This window comes from Enterobacter cloacae complex sp. IR5418, from assembly GCF_049238105.1.
Lineage (GTDB): Bacteria > Pseudomonadota > Gammaproteobacteria > Enterobacterales > Enterobacteriaceae > Enterobacter > Enterobacter hormaechei.
In genome coordinates this window covers 84210-98138 of record NZ_JBMKHS010000016.1, presented here as the reverse complement: position 1 = coordinate 98138, position 13929 = coordinate 84210, and the positions used below count along the sequence as shown (strand labels likewise).

The 13929-nt window shown below is 47.5% G+C and carries 22 protein-coding genes and 1 tRNA gene; 4 read left to right on the top strand and 19 right to left on the bottom strand.

The window, feature by feature from the left end; all coding sequences use genetic code 11:
• Nucleotides 1–41: 41 nt before the first annotated feature.
• The 7 genes from ACOTX7_RS14145 to ACOTX7_RS14115 form a co-directional block, all read right to left on the bottom strand.
• A complete protein-coding gene (locus ACOTX7_RS14145) occupies nt 42–311 on the bottom strand; it encodes a hypothetical protein (RefSeq protein WP_421626095.1) in 270 nt (89 codons plus the stop codon).
• Nucleotides 312–756: 445 nt separating this feature from the next.
• On the bottom strand, nt 757–1026 hold the full coding sequence (locus tag ACOTX7_RS14140) for a hypothetical protein (protein ID WP_047051639.1): 270 nt from the start codon (nt 1024–1026) through the stop codon (nt 757–759).
• A 7-nt stretch (nt 1027–1033) separates the two neighbouring features.
• Nucleotides 1034–1663 carry a glycoside hydrolase family 19 protein gene (locus ACOTX7_RS14135; protein ID WP_048229442.1) on the bottom strand — a complete coding sequence of 210 codons (630 nt, stop codon included), beginning with the start codon at nt 1661–1663 and terminating at the stop codon, nt 1034–1036.
• Nucleotides 1663–1941, bottom strand: a complete 279-nt coding sequence (locus ACOTX7_RS14130; RefSeq protein ID WP_048229440.1) for a phage holin family protein — start codon at nt 1939–1941, stop codon at nt 1663–1665. The genes ACOTX7_RS14135 and ACOTX7_RS14130 overlap by 1 nt, the downstream gene beginning before the upstream one ends.
• Nucleotides 1931–2320, bottom strand: coding sequence for a phage holin family protein (locus tag ACOTX7_RS14125; protein WP_017384387.1), 390 nt, complete (start codon nt 2318–2320; stop codon nt 1931–1933). The genes ACOTX7_RS14130 and ACOTX7_RS14125 overlap by 11 nt, the downstream gene beginning before the upstream one ends.
• Nucleotides 2321–3039: 719 nt before the next feature.
• Complete coding sequence (locus ACOTX7_RS14120; protein WP_045344159.1) at nt 3040–3231, bottom strand: hypothetical protein; 192 nt, start codon at nt 3229–3231, stop codon at nt 3040–3042.
• Nucleotides 3232–3320: 89 nt separating this feature from the next.
• Nucleotides 3321–3397 (bottom strand) — tRNA-Arg (locus tag ACOTX7_RS14115).
• Between the two features lie 435 nt (nt 3398–3832).
• Here ACOTX7_RS14115 and ACOTX7_RS14110 point away from each other — a divergent pair.
• Together ACOTX7_RS14110 and ACOTX7_RS14105 are read left to right on the top strand one after the other, a co-directional pair.
• Nucleotides 3833–4981, top strand: a complete 1149-nt coding sequence (locus ACOTX7_RS14110) for a nucleoid-associated protein (protein WP_048229437.1) — start codon at nt 3833–3835, stop codon at nt 4979–4981.
• A gap of 12 nt (nt 4982–4993) precedes the next feature.
• Nucleotides 4994–6235 carry a hypothetical protein gene (locus ACOTX7_RS14105; protein WP_180256329.1) on the top strand — a complete coding sequence of 414 codons (1242 nt, stop codon included), beginning with the start codon at nt 4994–4996 and terminating at the stop codon, nt 6233–6235.
• On the opposite strand, the gene ACOTX7_RS14100 is transcribed toward ACOTX7_RS14105, so the two are convergent.
• From ACOTX7_RS14100 to ACOTX7_RS14045, 12 genes are all read right to left on the bottom strand, one after another.
• Nucleotides 6221–6571 carry an antiterminator Q family protein gene (locus ACOTX7_RS14100; RefSeq protein ID WP_074185088.1) on the bottom strand — a complete coding sequence of 117 codons (351 nt, stop codon included), beginning with the start codon at nt 6569–6571 and terminating at the stop codon, nt 6221–6223. The two genes, ACOTX7_RS14105 and ACOTX7_RS14100, sit on opposite strands and share 15 nt — an antisense overlap.
• A 14-nt stretch (nt 6572–6585) precedes the next feature.
• Entirely contained in the window at nt 6586–7575 is a 990-nt protein-coding gene (locus ACOTX7_RS14095) for a DUF968 domain-containing protein (protein WP_048229433.1), read from the bottom strand.
• Complete coding sequence (locus ACOTX7_RS14090; RefSeq protein ID WP_040118293.1) at nt 7572–8228, bottom strand: phage antirepressor KilAC domain-containing protein; 657 nt, start codon at nt 8226–8228, stop codon at nt 7572–7574. The genes ACOTX7_RS14095 and ACOTX7_RS14090 overlap by 4 nt, the downstream gene beginning before the upstream one ends.
• Nucleotides 8229–8312: 84 nt before the next feature.
• A complete protein-coding gene (locus ACOTX7_RS14085) occupies nt 8313–8702 on the bottom strand; it encodes a RusA family crossover junction endodeoxyribonuclease (protein WP_045326198.1) in 390 nt (129 codons plus the stop codon).
• On the bottom strand, nt 8699–9019 hold the full coding sequence (locus ACOTX7_RS14080; RefSeq protein ID WP_048229431.1) for a LexA family transcriptional regulator: 321 nt from the start codon (nt 9017–9019) through the stop codon (nt 8699–8701). Before ACOTX7_RS14080 ends, ACOTX7_RS14085 begins: the two co-directional genes overlap by 4 nt.
• Entirely contained in the window at nt 9016–9243 is a 228-nt protein-coding gene (locus tag ACOTX7_RS14075; RefSeq protein WP_022650831.1) for a hypothetical protein, read from the bottom strand. Before ACOTX7_RS14075 ends, ACOTX7_RS14080 begins: the two co-directional genes overlap by 4 nt.
• A complete protein-coding gene (locus tag ACOTX7_RS14070) occupies nt 9240–9899 on the bottom strand; it encodes an MT-A70 family methyltransferase (RefSeq protein WP_048229428.1) in 660 nt (219 codons plus the stop codon). Before ACOTX7_RS14070 ends, ACOTX7_RS14075 begins: the two co-directional genes overlap by 4 nt.
• A complete protein-coding gene (locus tag ACOTX7_RS14065) occupies nt 9899–10393 on the bottom strand; it encodes a hypothetical protein (RefSeq protein WP_421626094.1) in 495 nt (164 codons plus the stop codon). Before ACOTX7_RS14065 ends, ACOTX7_RS14070 begins: the two co-directional genes overlap by 1 nt.
• Nucleotides 10390–11268 (bottom strand): conserved phage C-terminal domain-containing protein, encoded by an 879-nt coding sequence (locus tag ACOTX7_RS14060; RefSeq protein WP_048208454.1) that lies wholly within the window; start codon nt 11266–11268, stop codon nt 10390–10392. Before ACOTX7_RS14060 ends, ACOTX7_RS14065 begins: the two co-directional genes overlap by 4 nt.
• Nucleotides 11258–11437 (bottom strand): DUF4222 domain-containing protein, encoded by a 180-nt coding sequence (locus tag ACOTX7_RS14055; protein WP_063945205.1) that lies wholly within the window; start codon nt 11435–11437, stop codon nt 11258–11260. The genes ACOTX7_RS14060 and ACOTX7_RS14055 overlap by 11 nt, the downstream gene beginning before the upstream one ends.
• Before the next feature lie 240 nt (nt 11438–11677).
• Entirely contained in the window at nt 11678–12148 is a 471-nt protein-coding gene (locus ACOTX7_RS14050; RefSeq protein ID WP_032634711.1) for a YmfL family putative regulatory protein, read from the bottom strand.
• A 25-nt stretch (nt 12149–12173) separates the two neighbouring features.
• A complete protein-coding gene (locus tag ACOTX7_RS14045; RefSeq protein ID WP_032634882.1) occupies nt 12174–12371 on the bottom strand; it encodes a Cro/CI family transcriptional regulator in 198 nt (65 codons plus the stop codon).
• 99 nt (nt 12372–12470) lie between these two features.
• Between ACOTX7_RS14045 and ACOTX7_RS14040 the strand changes: the two genes are divergently transcribed.
• Together ACOTX7_RS14040 and ACOTX7_RS14035 are read left to right on the top strand one after the other, a co-directional pair.
• Nucleotides 12471–13127: a LexA family protein gene (locus ACOTX7_RS14040; RefSeq protein WP_032634713.1), complete on the top strand. Its 657-nt coding sequence runs from the start codon at nt 12471–12473 to the stop codon at nt 13125–13127.
• Between the two features lie 316 nt (nt 13128–13443).
• Entirely contained in the window at nt 13444–13599 is a 156-nt protein-coding gene (locus ACOTX7_RS14035; protein WP_165587243.1) for a hypothetical protein, read from the top strand.
• Nucleotides 13600–13929 lie beyond the last annotated feature (330 nt).

The window sequence follows — 13929 nt, the reverse complement described above, 5'->3', positions numbered from 1 at the left end:
AAACACAACCCGCTACGGGGGAGACTTACCCGAAATCTGATTTATTCAACAAAGCCCTTTGCATCTTTAGCACCTCGTTCTTCAGAAAAAAAAGATGTGCCATATACGCACTGGAGAGCTTCTCCGCGACATTTTTTATGTCTATTCGGATACTCTTCATGGGTAGAAAGGAAACAATTTGGAGTCGGAGGGTTAGCTCTAACCAAACGATAAAACTCACCCTCAGCATCTACAGCCGTTTTTGGAGGAACACCATTTGGATAAAAATCAGGCCAAGTCTGCTCGGCTAGCTCCGCTGCAACTTCTGACATAGCATCATTCCGTGTAGTCATAAAAAAACTGCCAACACGATAACAATTTATTCTAATAAGGAAACGACCGCTGGCATCAGATGCAATATAGCAAAAGTTTACAAAATGTGAATCTTAAAGTGTTAAATCCGCACGTTAGGTCTCACGCTTCTTCTCAGCTCTATTCCTCTGCTTCGTTCAAGATCCGGAGACTACTCAACTGGTTATTCGCCTTTTGAATGGTCAACATTAAAGGATTAATCCACAGAACAGCTTGGAGGTACCTCAGCTCGCGGAAGGCAACGGAACTATCAACAGCAGCATGCATAACTCCTACTTCTGGCAGTTCGCCTGCCACGCTTTGTTATGCGCCAGGATGTCGCGCTTCGTCTGGCGGTCTAGCACATCCCAGTCGTGCGCTGTGCCGTAAATGGGTTTAATCCAATCGCAAGCGGTATCCACTACCTCAACCCTTACGGGTCCAGTTGTCCCGCAGCTCGCGATCAACATCGTCGCCAGGCATATGGTTAACAGTCTGCTGTACATTGCTGGCCTCTTTCGTAGCTTCTACCCGGCGTTCGGCTGCTGCGACCGTTGCCGCTGCGTTATCTTCGGTGCGCTGCTGGTCGGCTTTCACTTCAGCTTTGCTGGTGCCGCGAATATGGCCTAGGCCAAAAGCTCCGGCGATAGCGGAAATAACCAATGCGACCAGTCCGATTATCGTTTCGATCCCCACATTCACCTCACACCAGAACGGATTTCGCCAGGTTAAATAGTGCGCGGCGTTTATCCAGCCCGTTGCGGCCGCCATTGATTAGCAGCGTAACGCGCTCAACATCGCCGGAATGAAGCAGGCAACCGCGGGAGGCAAAGAACCATGCAGCTGAGCGCGCGGCGTATTCATCTTGTTCAAGCAGCTCCGGATGGCTAACAAGGTCAAGTTTTAGAGCATGGCCACAACTGCGGTAGTTGCTCAGGCCGGTAACCTGTTTCAGCCCGCGACCGCGATATTTCCAGCCATCACCGGCTACCTGATTGCCAAGGTGTTCTTTTCCCCATTCACCGCCGTAAACCAGATTAGCGATCGCTTTCTGGTTTGCCGGTTGCGTTGCTGTTCTGCCAAGTGCTGCTGCCTGCTGTTGCGTGATGCGGTGGCTACCGAACGTCGGTACTAGGTTTTCAACCGCGTAATTCAGGTTCTCCACCAGCCGGGTAAATCTGGTGCTTTCATGCCCCATCTGGGCAATAAACATGGCCTGATCGAGCGGTGCGGTGATGCCGTATTCCTTCATAGCGGCGTCGATATGTGGAAACCAGCGCGCAGCTAACCCGGCGCTGATACCAGCCGCCCTCTGAAATTGTGTTTGGTTCATTAGTGCCTCAGACGATCAACCAGCCGCGCCATATTTCCACGAACCTTCAGGATGGCGGCGAAGATAAGAATGTTTGCGACCACCACCAGCCAACTGGAATCACGATAAAGGCCGAAGATGAACTGCAAGGGGATCGCGGCGTAAACCAGCACGGTTATATACGCCATGACAGAAATAAAGGGGCGATGCCGGGCGCCATGTCGCTGGTAAAACATCAGCACGATAACTATGGCCGCACAGATAAACGCATTAAAGAATGCTGACGGGTCAATTGCCATTTCCCCCTCCCCCGCGTAACCGCGAGAAAAACTTGAACACGTTGTTCAAATCCTGGTTGTTAAGATAAGTGAGGATTTTTATACACAGGGCAGACAGAATCACTGCGCCCAGTGCATCCAGCGGTTTTTCATAGTGCGAAGCTGCATTTAGCAGTGAGCCAATAAGTCCTGCCCCGAGCACCCCAACGATAAACGACGTCAGGAAATATGCTGCCAGTCGGGCGCGGGACAGGTTTGTGGCTGTCGCGACGTAGAACACCGCACCACCAAACGCCCCGAACACCACACCAAAATCTGTATGAGTAAAGACGCCGTACAGGACTGAACCCAGCAGGCCGCCGCCGAGAACAGCGCCGGTGCCGGTTAATGGATCGGACATTAAGCCCCCTCTTATTGCTGTGATCCCTCTCAGGAAATTTGAGGGGAATAAAAAAAGCCCGCTCGCGAGAGCAGGCTAAAGTGATGATTATCACAAGAAGGTAGAAAGGAGATCATCCGAAAGACAGGTAGTGACGTCCGGGTATCGAGGCCGATTCACTGATGGTTCAGGAGAACCACCTGCCAGCGGATATATCCCCTTCTTCTTTAGCGTAGCCGTAACTTCGGGAAACGAGCAAAAAAAACCTGCTGTTTAAAGCAGGCTCTCAAGGAATTATCAATTCGATATTATTGTTATCGTGGTGCCGGGTGCCTCCCGGTGACTTATCTCTGGTTATCAAAGTCGCGCGCATACCTGCACATAGCAGTTAACCAGACGCCCCATCGCTTAGATGGGATTCACCACATGCATAACCTACTCAGGTTATATTCATGCGGTCAATAGTTTATCTGTGTGGCCAAAAAAAAGCCTGCTCGGACAGCAGGCATAGTTGCTAAGTTGGCAATAGCTTAGAGAGTGGTGCCGGGTGCCTCCCGGTGAGAATTACTCCAGCAAACATTCCCGCGTCTGAGAGGTTTCCTTTTCAGGTAACTGCTGGAACGCCCCTCCGCATAGGGGGATTCACCACCAAAATGCTTTCAGAACACATCCATTCCGCAGGATGCTTAAATAGCATATGTGCAGTACAAAGAATCTGCCAAGTAATCAGTTGAATATATTCATTTCAATGGCACAGACAGTGGGCCTTCAATCACTTCAGCCTCACCGTTATGGCAAATATCATCACCTCGTGTCAGATGCCAGACACCAGTTATTGTCTGGCCCGTTTCAAGATCCTCAGTGACACCATCGGTGTAGTAAGCTACCTGCACTCTGCCGTTGTGCTGTATCCAGTAGAAACCTTCTTTCATTGCTATCTCCTCAGTGTGAGGATTTGATTATATGGCGGCGGTGTGAGTGATAGTGTTAGAAATACTAAATCGTTAATTAAGTAATTCTCTGGTCCGCCATCGAGGATTCGAACCCCGAACCACAGAGGTAGAAGCTCCGTGCTCTTTCCAGTTGAGCTAATGGCGGAAAAAAAAGACCAGCATTGGGTTGCTGGTCATGGGTCATGCAGTTGTCTCTGCGAAGTTGGTGTATCCCCACCAAGTGTTTTATGTATCGAGAGCATTATCGAATGCCAGATTAACTATAGCACCGATGAAAAAAATCACTCTGTCAAAGGCCATCAGGAATGATCAGCCCGCAGAGACAGTCACATCGACTGTTCCCTATGGCTGCCCCCTGAAAGGCTCTGTGGATGAACTGCGCCGAGCGTGGCGCGGATTTGAAAAAGGCCACCTTTAGGCAGCCTCAAATACGACAAAACCTCGTCGTGGCGAGGTTTTCGACTCGTTTTAAGTCTGTGGCGTAGAAACCACTCTTAACAGGTTACGATATATTTTGCGTACGCGTTAGTGTTTCTTTATGCTAGAACGAAACACTTTGCAACAAGGATCTGCACAAAAAATGAGCAAACCTGATATCAAGCATGTAATTGTCCATGAATTAATTAAAGAAAGTGGAAATGATTTTGATTATGAGAATCCGTTTAACTTAAGGAAAACAGAGCTAGATAAAGAAAATAAGATAGTTAATAAGTTAGTTGAAGATGTCATTAAACTGTATGGCTCAAGAGGAAATACAGCGCATTACGGTATCTTTAAAAAGGATAATGACAGGGGGCCTATACCAGATGAATTCAATAACTATTTTTCATTAACAAATTATAGTTCCAAAGATTTTATAAACCTTTCCATATCAATTATGAAGCAATTATTTGAAAGCGCAAAAGGTCAATCTTGGCCATCAGGTGGATATATTGTTTTTACTGATTACATATCCAATGGCGTAAGATTTCTTCTCGTGACCATGATAAAAAAGAAAGGTGGAATGCGCATCAGTCCGGCACTTGAGCCTGAGGAAATGATTCATCTAGATCTCAGCAATATTAATCAAGCAGCAAAAATCAACTTTCATCTTTACAATCAATATCTCTCCGCAGATGAAACAGCCCGTACGGAACTGACATTCTTAAGTTTTGTTAGTAAAACTAAGGGGCAATCTGCATCAGCTTATTTTATCTCGGCGTTAGGATGTGATAAAGGGATAGCATCCTCAGCAGCAACACGTGCATTACCTCGAGAAGCACGAAACTTTTTTAAAAAAGATGTTGATTCAAAACCCTTTGCTGAAGCATTTCGTAATAAAGTTATAAGATATTTAGATGAAACAAACCGTGCCGATCAACCAGCGAAACTTACTGACATAGCAGATATCGCAGCAGCACAATTGACTTCGCTCGAAGAAGATAAAAGAAACGAAATAATTGAAGGATTCATGCAACATTTAAATAATGAAAACATGCGCATTCCCTCAGAGTTCGTTATCAATAAATCCACTCTTGATAAAATAAAAAACGTATCATATAAGGATAAACTCTTAAGTTTCAACTTTGATAAAGAATTGCTCGGAGAGACAAATGATGCTATGGTTTACTATGATGAAAAAAGCGGAAGTTTAAGTTTCAATAAACTTCCGGCCGAAGCAAAAAACAAGATTGAGGCAGCGATTAAAGAGCGGAAAGCGGCGCTTAGCAAAAAAATGAATAATAATTAACAAGGTAGTCACATGAGTGATTTATATAAAATTGTTCAACTATTCAGAACTTCAACACAAGTTGATTTTGACGGTGCCTGTATTACGGGCACAGTTGGCTATTCTGCATTAGTAGACACTATCTTGAAAAATATTATGGAGGAGTTCTTTTCGGCAGGCAGATTGAGCGAATTAGAACTTGACAACATTAACATTGACCATGCAGATGATTACCCTAATTCGTGGGCAACATGCCGCTACACTTTCATTATTAACCAAGGCGACGCAAGCAAATTTTATTTGGACTGCAATGATTTTATTCAAGCCAACTGCCTTTCAAAAGGGTGTTTCCCAGAAGAGTACTTTATTGTTGAAGATAACTTCTACTCTCAAGAGGAAAAGAAACCCACATTCATATTACAGCTTGAAAAAATCCTAACACTCATTTGCTCGCTAGCGAAAATTGCGCATTATCATGATATTAAACATGAGGGCGGAAATAGCTTCTATCGCCTCGTATTTGTGATGGATTCTGAGTCAAAATCAACCTCTGCTGTTTTAGAAACCTCTATTCAAGCCGACATTCTAAACGTTAATAATATTCAATCCCAGCTAATTAATAGTCTTGTAGCCATAAACCCACTCACAGATGCTCATTACGAGGAAAAAATAAACACCTTCCGAAATACCCTAATAGAATACATTATAAACCATAAACCCAGCTTCACTAATTTGGTATCAAATCTGGAGTCAATAAACAAATTATACTCTAATAATCTTGCAGTTTATATGTCTGCCTTCTCATTTCACAAAGCAAGAAAAGAAATAGCAGACGCGGAAATTGATTTCGCAGAAAAAATCTCGAAAACACTATTAGACTTATCTAATAAAGTATTGGCCATACCAATTTCCTTAGTGGGTTCTATTGCATTGTTTAAGTTAATTGAAACTGGAGAAATAATTGTTGCATTTATTGGCATTGTTTTAACTTCAATCATTATGCACTTGGTTATTATTTCACAACAAAAACAATTTGAGAGAGTAATTCACGCTAAAGAAATTGTGTTCACATCATTATTAAAGAAGATTGACAGTGAAGATGAGGAATTGTTGAAAAATTCTGATTTAGAAACGCGAATCAGCGAAGCTAAGGCTCACTTAAAGGATAATGAATCATTTTGTAAAAAAGTTTTATACTTTTTGCTTTCTGCTTCATGGGTGCCAACTTCAATTGGCACCCTAGTAGTTTTATATAAATTATTAGTCAAGGTCTAACATGCATAGTACCCCTTCTATAAAACCTAGGGCAGCATTAAGCTCCTTTCTAATGGTTCCATCTGAGCATTTTCTTTTTTTTGCAATAGTTCGCAGAGAAATACCGAGAATAAAATGAGCAACAATTAGTTCATATTGTTCGGATTTGTGCTTTCTCAGTCTTGCAACACATCCATCGATTTTTATGCCCTGATCATCGTAACATTGCAAACGAGACTTTTTCCCATAAGGAAGTAATCCTTTAAATCCTGCTGCAATAGGCTGCCAGTCAACTCCACTATGTTCTGATGCAGCCCATGCTCCCCATAAGTCCAAAACTTCATACATATCACGCATGTTATCTCCACTTTTCATGCTAATACGCCGATTGCCAGCGCACGATCTAAAAACCGAAACAGCAGCGTTAACTGGTCGCCGTATTTCGCTTCAAATGCCACGGGATCAGCGTGTAACTCGTCGTGATGCGCTCTGCACAGCGGTATCACAAACAGGTCATGCGCCTTAGTACCCATTCCACCCTGCCCGTGTCCTATCAGGTGGTGGGGGTCGTCTGCCGGATTATTGCAGCAACTGCACTGCTGCGACTTCACCCAGCGGGTGTATTTCTCGTTTTCCCAGCGTCGGCGCTTTGGCCTCAGCATGAAAGATTCCGGCGTTTCAGGATCGACCTTCACCGCCACTATCTTTTTTGCCTTCTCCTGAAAGATTTGCGTAGCCGGTAATGACGGGACAATGTCGCTTTCCCTCATCACTGAACTGTGCTGTTCTGGCTTGATTCTGAGTGCTTTACTCGCCACCGATTCAGGAACAAGGTCAGCCAGATCATTACGTACCATCCACCAGCAGAACTCAGGAAGCGAAAGAGTGTGGTCAGCGCTGAAACCTAAATCAATATTTACCCTTTCCAGCAGCCATTTTACCAGGTTCTGCATGGCAATTCCTGCCAGTCTTTCAGTGGTTTGCTCACGTAAATGGTTATCACATGACCAGCAAACACGAATGCTCCCCGGAGCGTGGCGCATAACCGTAAAATCACTGGCATGCCAGTCAGTGTGAGGCCACTGACATTCAAATTTTCTCTCCAGCCAGGCATCAAGGCTACTCAATCCACCAGCTCGCTGAATGATCCTCTCGTTAACGAAAATGGCCTGCATATTGGCATCATCAGTAAGAGGCTGGTGGGCTTCAGGGATTATTCCGGACGGCAGATGCTGGATGGCTTCGGATGGTGGCTCAATAACTACCCTTCCCTGACGGAATAGCCAGAGCAGTTCTTTACCAGGGCGGAACAGAACCACCCCGGTCATCGGCGCAATTTCAGGCGTCAGTATGGCTCTCACGCAATTTGCCCCTTAGCGACATACTCTGCCCAAAGTCCACCTATCCAGCGCACCCCTTTCGCCGTGAAACGAGACTGATTGAACGCATAGTTGGTCTGGTTGGTGGTCCCGGTCTTAACTTCAAATCGGCCTGCTTCGATGTGTTTACTCTTCGGAGTAAGCACGCGGTTCAGGCGGTACATGATGCCGTTCTCAATGAGGAACATCGCGAACTCGGGTTCTTTGGCGTTAAGGAGCTTGGCAACCTGCCGGAATGTCATTGACCCGGTGGCTTTGACGTAGCGATCAACAAATTCAGCCTTTGGTGCGGCAATTGCCAGCTCTTCACTCAGACGTTGCTTCTGTTCAGCAAGATCAGCGGCGAGCCGGAGTGCTTCAGGGAGTGTTTGGGGAACAACCATCCCGGCCCCGCTCTCCAGTTCCTGCCAGCGATCAACCAGACGGGCGGTAAACTCCGGGCACAGCTGCGCGACGATCACATAGCTATCTCTCTTGTTAACTTCGTAGTAGTGGTAAGTCTGCTGGTTCTGAGGATGGGTGTACTGCATTGCAGCATACCCCCCAATCACGCCGGATTTCATCAGTCGCTCGATGGTTACGCAGACATTGCTGTGACGTGAATCGACCAGCTTCGCAATTTCACGACTGGACATCGTTATCTGAGGGCCTATCGCGGCGGCATGGTGCGTCGGACACGTTACGGTGATGTTCATCTGATTCATGCTCTTCTCCACTTATCAGGCGGCTGCACCCGCCAGAGGTTCATGTTTCTTGATGGATATTTCTACACGTCCACCCGGTACCTTCGGCCCCCACTCCACCAGCATTCTCTGCACCTGGCTGTCATCCTCCCAAATGCCTGCGTGCGTGAGCGCGTCAAACAACGCCTTGTTGTAGTTGTCGATGTCGCGGCGGCGTTCGTCTGGTGGGTACAATATAATTTCGACGGCAGCAGGTGCTGTTGATGGCTTTGGAAGGAAGCGAAGCTGCTCGACAATGGCGACACAGGCCGCGCTTTGATATGCCCTGCCTTTGGCGCTGATCAAATGGCGGCCCTTTAACGGCCCCTTATTCGGGGCTCGCCAGTATGTGTTTACGCTCGGTGGGAACGGGAGCACCAGTTTCATAAACTCACTCCCTGTTTTTTCAGCCATTCAACAGCGTTATCTCTGGCATTGTCTCCGCCGGATAGCAGGTCTTTGATGATCGTTACTGGATCTGCTTCCCATTCCGTTTTGACGACGGTAATGCCCCTGGCTGCGCCAGGAGCAACAGTGATGTAACCCTTTTTCTTAAGTGACTTCACGTGCGCTACAGCAGCGTTCGGTGATGCGCAGCCAATTAATCCGGCAAGCTCCAGCATCGTAGGTGGGAAGCCAGCCTTTTCGATATGAAGCTTGATAGCTTCGAACACTTCATTCTGACGCGGCGTTAATTCGATCATGACTCGACTCCATAACGCCCGTTCAGGCGTCCGATTACGCTATTGAACATCACCAGGCTAACTCCCATAGGTTTAACCTTCTCGTGGTACTCCTTCAGGATCGGAGGCACTACGACATTCCAGCTTGGCTTTGGCTTCTGCTTTAGGGCTTTTTTGATGGCATCGTTGCATTGACGGGCTACATCACGCACAGCGTTCTCATGCTCGGTAGATAGCTTTTTCATGCGGCGCGCTCCTGTAGTTTTTTCATGGGAACGGCAACTGCCGGTATAAGCTCAACAGCTGGTGATTCAGATTGATTTCCCCAGTGGTCCCAGCCAGGCGCACCGCAACGGCTGAATAGTTCGATGCGTGGAACATCACCGTAAAGCTTCTCCAGACGGAAACGCGCCTCTGCTGGCTTCTGGCTGTGCTCACCGAGTGGGCTGTAAATAACCTGCTTGATGCTGGCGCACTTGCGTTCAAGTCCATTTCCCCTGGTGGCGATCAATAGGTCTTCGGTATTGGCTCGGGTGTAGTTCCCGCCGTTCATGCGTGTCTGTGCGTTCAGCAGGTCGAGGAAGTCGTAAAAATCTTCCACACGGCCTGCCTGAAGTACTTTGTTGATATGCTTCTCTGCCAGTGGGTTGAACTTTACCCAGGTAAAGCCCTTCATCGTGCGGACCTTAAAGCCCCACGCTTCAGCCAGCTCGATAGCCTCTCGGGTGTGTGTACCGGTGAACCACATAGCCAGAACAGCATCCTCGGCAGCCAGGTCCCAAACCGCGAGGCGCTTCATGTCGATAAGCTTCATCGTGCCGTAATGGTTATTTGCAGCGCCATTACTGATGGTGTTCCCGTATTCCCACGCAGGGTCGGCATAAATCAGTGAATATTTCATCAGACATTCCTCGCTCGGCCAGCCAGACACCATGCATTAGAGGGTGCTTTCACTTTCGGCGCCATGCTCAGGTAACGCTGACGCTCAATCAGTATCTTCATCCTCTGCTCTTCGTTCTTAGAGCGATTGAAGGCATCCATCAGAACCGTGGCTGCCCGCTGGTAGAGCCCTTTTTCAAACAGGCCTTGAGCCTTATCCATCATCCTGGTTACAGCTGGATTCGGCGCTTCTTCCTGTTCCGATACAACTGGTGTATCTGCCCGGTTAATTTTCAGTGCAGAACGCCCCTCGCTAACGTCACCAGCCGGCGCTTTGGCAAAATACTGGTAGCACTTACCGTTATGCTGCCGTGTTGCGCGATTCAATTTGACCAGATGGCATACACCGCGCTGAACAGCATGAAGGCGGTATTGAGGCATTGAAGCTGCAATCTGTTTGTTAGTTAACCCAGGGTTTTCAGCGATGAAAATTTGAATATCTTTCAGAAGGCTCATGAGTTCGCTCCTCTGAAACCTGCCGGGATGACTTTGTCTGGCTGACCGAATTTCAATGGATCTTGTTTGCGGACAGCGTCCCAGTCCTCACGCTTAGGTCGGCCTTTGCTATTCCAGCGCAACGCGTTCTGCAAATATCCTTCGAACTTCGTCGGCCTGAACAAAGTTGTTGGCTGCATGTGTTCGTAGTATTTCGTCTCTTTCCACTGCTCGTGCTTGTAATCAATAACCAACAGCAACTCATCGTGTGTGAAGTTCTCTCGAAGTCTGGCGCGAATATTATCCAGGGAGCTTTTCCCCTTGCGGAATGTCTTACCAGTAACGTCATTGAGATGGTTGAGGATTAAGACTGCCTGACCAGTTATCAAATCAACCTGATTGACACATGCAGTGTCGGGTTGCGACGCAACCTGACAATTAGGTTTTTTATCTGATGGATCAGTAGTTGATTTTACTGACGGATCCCCACCAGATTCTGACGGGTGAAAACTGCCATTATTACTGTTTTTCGACGCATCAAATTTTGACGGGTCGGATTTTGATGCATCAGATTTTGACGCGTCAGATTCTGACAGGTGAGAAAAGGCAGCTGCCTGTAATTTCGAAACATTGAGCTGGTAAACATTCGATGCATTGCGGTTGCCTTTACGACGCTGCTGGCGAGTCAGCCAACCGTCTTTTTCCAGCTGAGAAATAGCTGTGCGTACCGTGCTCTCACCAGCACCAATCTGGCGCGCGATGGTAGCAATGGAAGGCCAGCTAACCCCTTCATCACTGCTGAAGTCTGCCAGACGCGCCATGATGGCAACGCTGGACAGCTTCATGCCAGAAGCGGCGCAAGCGTCCCAAACGTAACCTGTTAATTTAGTGCTCATGGTCGTCCTTTAACTCTGTAAATTTACGCTGGAATTGCTCAAGAGGGCTGAAGCACTCATGATCGTACCCTTCGCGGAGGTATATAACGCGTCGAGTCTCGGGCTCCCATCTGATGACGTGGACGGTGATGCCTCTGTGGTCTCTGAATCGCCGGTCAACTTCAGCCATTCCTCACGCCCCTTCTCGTTCATCAGTGCAAATGCCTCTACCATCGCGTTCACAGGCTGGTAGTTGTTCTCATCCGCCTGGTTGTTTAATCTCTCCACATAGCCGAACGGGGAATCTTTCCCTACCAGTGGAAGGCATCTGAATTGCTTCGCTGGTCTCAATCGGTTTAAACTGTTCATGCGTTAGTTTCTCCACTGAATACGACACGCCACGACGCCCGGAGCTGCACACTCGCGGGCGTCACTTTTTTTGGCTTTTCTTACGGCTAAACAGCGCGACAATCGCGCGGATCTCTTCTTCACGCGCTGCCAGATGACGGCGGTGGTATTCATTGATTTCTTCAGCTTCATGACGTTCGATTACTCCATCTTCGAGAGCTCTCTGGATCACGGTATCAACACGTCCACGCGCTGCTGACGTTCTCATGGCACGATCAAACAGGTCGACACGATCAAGGTCTTCAAGTTGAGGAACGTCCACCAGCAGCGCACCACGGCGACGGGCAAAGTAATCCGCCAGGAGGGACGTATTCGAGATGTCTTCCATCGCCTCCAGCTCGTTCACTTCGAAGAAACGGCAGCCGTTCTTCTCATACAGGTTGTTGTTGAACTGCGTTACTGACATGCCAAGAGCACCGGCCATAGCCTCACGGCCTCCTGGATACGCTTTGCACATCGCTTTAACTACTTCTTTCAGGCTTGGCTCTACCATGTTGTTTTTCCTTTGGTAGTTAAAATTAAGCAGCGTTTTGATTAGGCTTAGCGTAAAGGGTTGGATCAACTTTCAGCTTTTCAGCAGTCAGTGCCTGAATCTCGAATGCCCTGCCCTTTGGGATTACTTCACCCCACCCAGATACTGATGCATGGGAAATCCCTAAAGCCTTGGCTACGTTCCCCACGCTGCCGAAGTAAGAAACCACATCATCTTTTTTCATTTTTGCCTCAAATGTAAGGGAAACACACATCATGATAGTAGGATATCTTACATTTAAAGGTCAAGGATTCCTACATCATAAAATGGTAGGATTGCCTACATGAAAATGAATGAACGCATCCGCGCAAGACGCAAAGAGCTAAAGCTCACCCAGGCTGTTCTCGCCAAGTTGGTTGGTGTAAACCGAGTAACAGTCACAGGATGGGAGTCTGGTGATTATGAACCTGGAGGATCTAACCTACAGGGGCTGGCGGCTGCCTTAAAAACTAACCCTCAGTGGATTATTACCGGACAAGGTGATCCAGACTGTGACGAAATTCTTTACAAGCCGACTGAGAAATTTGGAGTAAAGAAAATTCCTATCCTATCTTGGGTTCAAGCTGGGGAATGGACAGAAAGTGGTGCTCCCATTACTGAGGACGATATTTCCGAATGGATATTCACCACTGCCAACTTATCTGATGAAGGTTTTGCATTACGTGTTCGTGGCGACTCTATGACAAACCCGAATGGAGCACCAAGTATTCCTGAAGGCTCCTTTGTTGTGGTGGACCCCGATTACGGCAGCCCACAAGAAGTTAATGGCAAAATTGTTGTCGCTCAGATTGTTGGTTCTGCTGAGGCCACTCTCAAAAAGTTTGTTATTGATGGGCCATTAAAATACCTGGTACCGTTAAACCCTAACTACCGCGTAATGGAAGTCAATGGTAACTGCAAAATTGTCGGTGTGGTAAAACAAGTAGTAACTGACCTCTAATATCTTTCCCCTCTTAAGACCGACATTCGTGTCGGTTTTTTTTCATCCTTAATGTAAGTTTTCCTACTTTTAGTGTTGACACACCAAAGTAAGATATCCTACATTTGAATCACACCACTGGTACTGACAGTTACCTGTGTTGGTGTGGTAGTAAGTAGTACGGCATATGGCACATGTGCCGCAGCGGTCCGGGGATTCCTTGCAAGACAATATCCAGATCCAGCGGGTAGCCGGAATGTGCAAGCCAGGCAAGTACGACGGCCAGAGACGTTTCACCAGCGTGGCGATCAGGTGTGACACCTCGGAAGAGACGAGGATGCAACTGAAAGAGCGCGGGCATGAAAAACTGTACCCTTCGACTGCTGTAGTAACCAATCCCAATGGTGGCAGGCAAAGCATGGTGAAGGTGGACCGCTCTTTTTCAGTTGTGGTGAATGACGGGGCTGACCGTCAAACGGTTGAGAAAAGATAAGCAGGCGAAACGTTCTAAGCGAGCATACGGACTGATCAAACGCGGATGGAACGGGCGGTTACGATATTGAAACACCGCGCCACTGAGCTGAAGTTCAGCACCAGCCACCACAAACGAATCACGTTAGGAAGGTGGTAAACCGTAGTAACGGTACCAGATGCTGTGTGTAGTCTTGGCGGTCGGCAGTTTTGAATGTCCTTAATGTCGACCGCCCCTTTTTCGCAACTGAAAGCGCGTTCAGCGTTCAACTTGAGAGGCCGTAGTCGTTAAATCAACTCAGGAGAACGCGCTCTCAATTGTGGAGAAGCTGACTGGCGGTGGCAGCCGCCC

Bases quoted from the DNA above. Each gene is read 5' to 3' on its own strand.
- ACOTX7_RS14145 (WP_421626095.1), bottom strand. From the start codon at position 311: ATGTCAGAAGTTGCAGCGGAGCTAGCCGAGCAGACTTGGCCTGATTTT.
- ACOTX7_RS14135 (WP_048229442.1), bottom strand. From the start codon at position 1,663: ATGAACCAAACACAATTTCAGAGGGCGGCTGGTATCAGCGCCGGGTTA.
- ACOTX7_RS14130 (WP_048229440.1), bottom strand. From the start codon at position 1,941: ATGGCAATTGACCCGTCAGCATTCTTTAATGCGTTTATCTGTGCGGCC.
- ACOTX7_RS14125 (WP_017384387.1), bottom strand. From the start codon at position 2,320: ATGTCCGATCCATTAACCGGCACCGGCGCTGTTCTCGGCGGCGGCCTG.
- ACOTX7_RS14120 (WP_045344159.1), bottom strand. From the start codon at position 3,231: ATGAAAGAAGGTTTCTACTGGATACAGCACAACGGCAGAGTGCAGGTA.
- ACOTX7_RS14110 (WP_048229437.1), top strand. From the start codon at position 3,833: ATGAGCAAACCTGATATCAAGCATGTAATTGTCCATGAATTAATTAAA.
- ACOTX7_RS14105 (WP_180256329.1), top strand. From the start codon at position 4,994: ATGAGTGATTTATATAAAATTGTTCAACTATTCAGAACTTCAACACAA.
- ACOTX7_RS14100 (WP_074185088.1), bottom strand. From the start codon at position 6,571: ATGCGTGATATGTATGAAGTTTTGGACTTATGGGGAGCATGGGCTGCA.
- ACOTX7_RS14090 (WP_040118293.1), bottom strand. From the start codon at position 8,228: ATGTCCAGTCGTGAAATTGCGAAGCTGGTCGATTCACGTCACAGCAAT.
- ACOTX7_RS14085 (WP_045326198.1), bottom strand. From the start codon at position 8,702: ATGAAACTGGTGCTCCCGTTCCCACCGAGCGTAAACACATACTGGCGA.
- ACOTX7_RS14080 (WP_048229431.1), bottom strand. From the start codon at position 9,019: ATGATCGAATTAACGCCGCGTCAGAATGAAGTGTTCGAAGCTATCAAG.
- ACOTX7_RS14075 (WP_022650831.1), bottom strand. From the start codon at position 9,243: ATGAAAAAGCTATCTACCGAGCATGAGAACGCTGTGCGTGATGTAGCC.
- ACOTX7_RS14070 (WP_048229428.1), bottom strand. From the start codon at position 9,899: ATGAAATATTCACTGATTTATGCCGACCCTGCGTGGGAATACGGGAAC.
- ACOTX7_RS14065 (WP_421626094.1), bottom strand. From the start codon at position 10,393: ATGAGCCTTCTGAAAGATATTCAAATTTTCATCGCTGAAAACCCTGGG.
- ACOTX7_RS14060 (WP_048208454.1), bottom strand. From the start codon at position 11,268: ATGAGCACTAAATTAACAGGTTACGTTTGGGACGCTTGCGCCGCTTCT.
- ACOTX7_RS14055 (WP_063945205.1), bottom strand. From the start codon at position 11,437: ATGGCTGAAGTTGACCGGCGATTCAGAGACCACAGAGGCATCACCGTC.
- ACOTX7_RS14050 (WP_032634711.1), bottom strand. From the start codon at position 12,148: ATGGTAGAGCCAAGCCTGAAAGAAGTAGTTAAAGCGATGTGCAAAGCG.
- ACOTX7_RS14045 (WP_032634882.1), bottom strand. From the start codon at position 12,371: ATGAAAAAAGATGATGTGGTTTCTTACTTCGGCAGCGTGGGGAACGTA.
- ACOTX7_RS14040 (WP_032634713.1), top strand. From the start codon at position 12,471: ATGAAAATGAATGAACGCATCCGCGCAAGACGCAAAGAGCTAAAGCTC.
- ACOTX7_RS14035 (WP_165587243.1), top strand. From the start codon at position 13,444: ATGCAACTGAAAGAGCGCGGGCATGAAAAACTGTACCCTTCGACTGCT.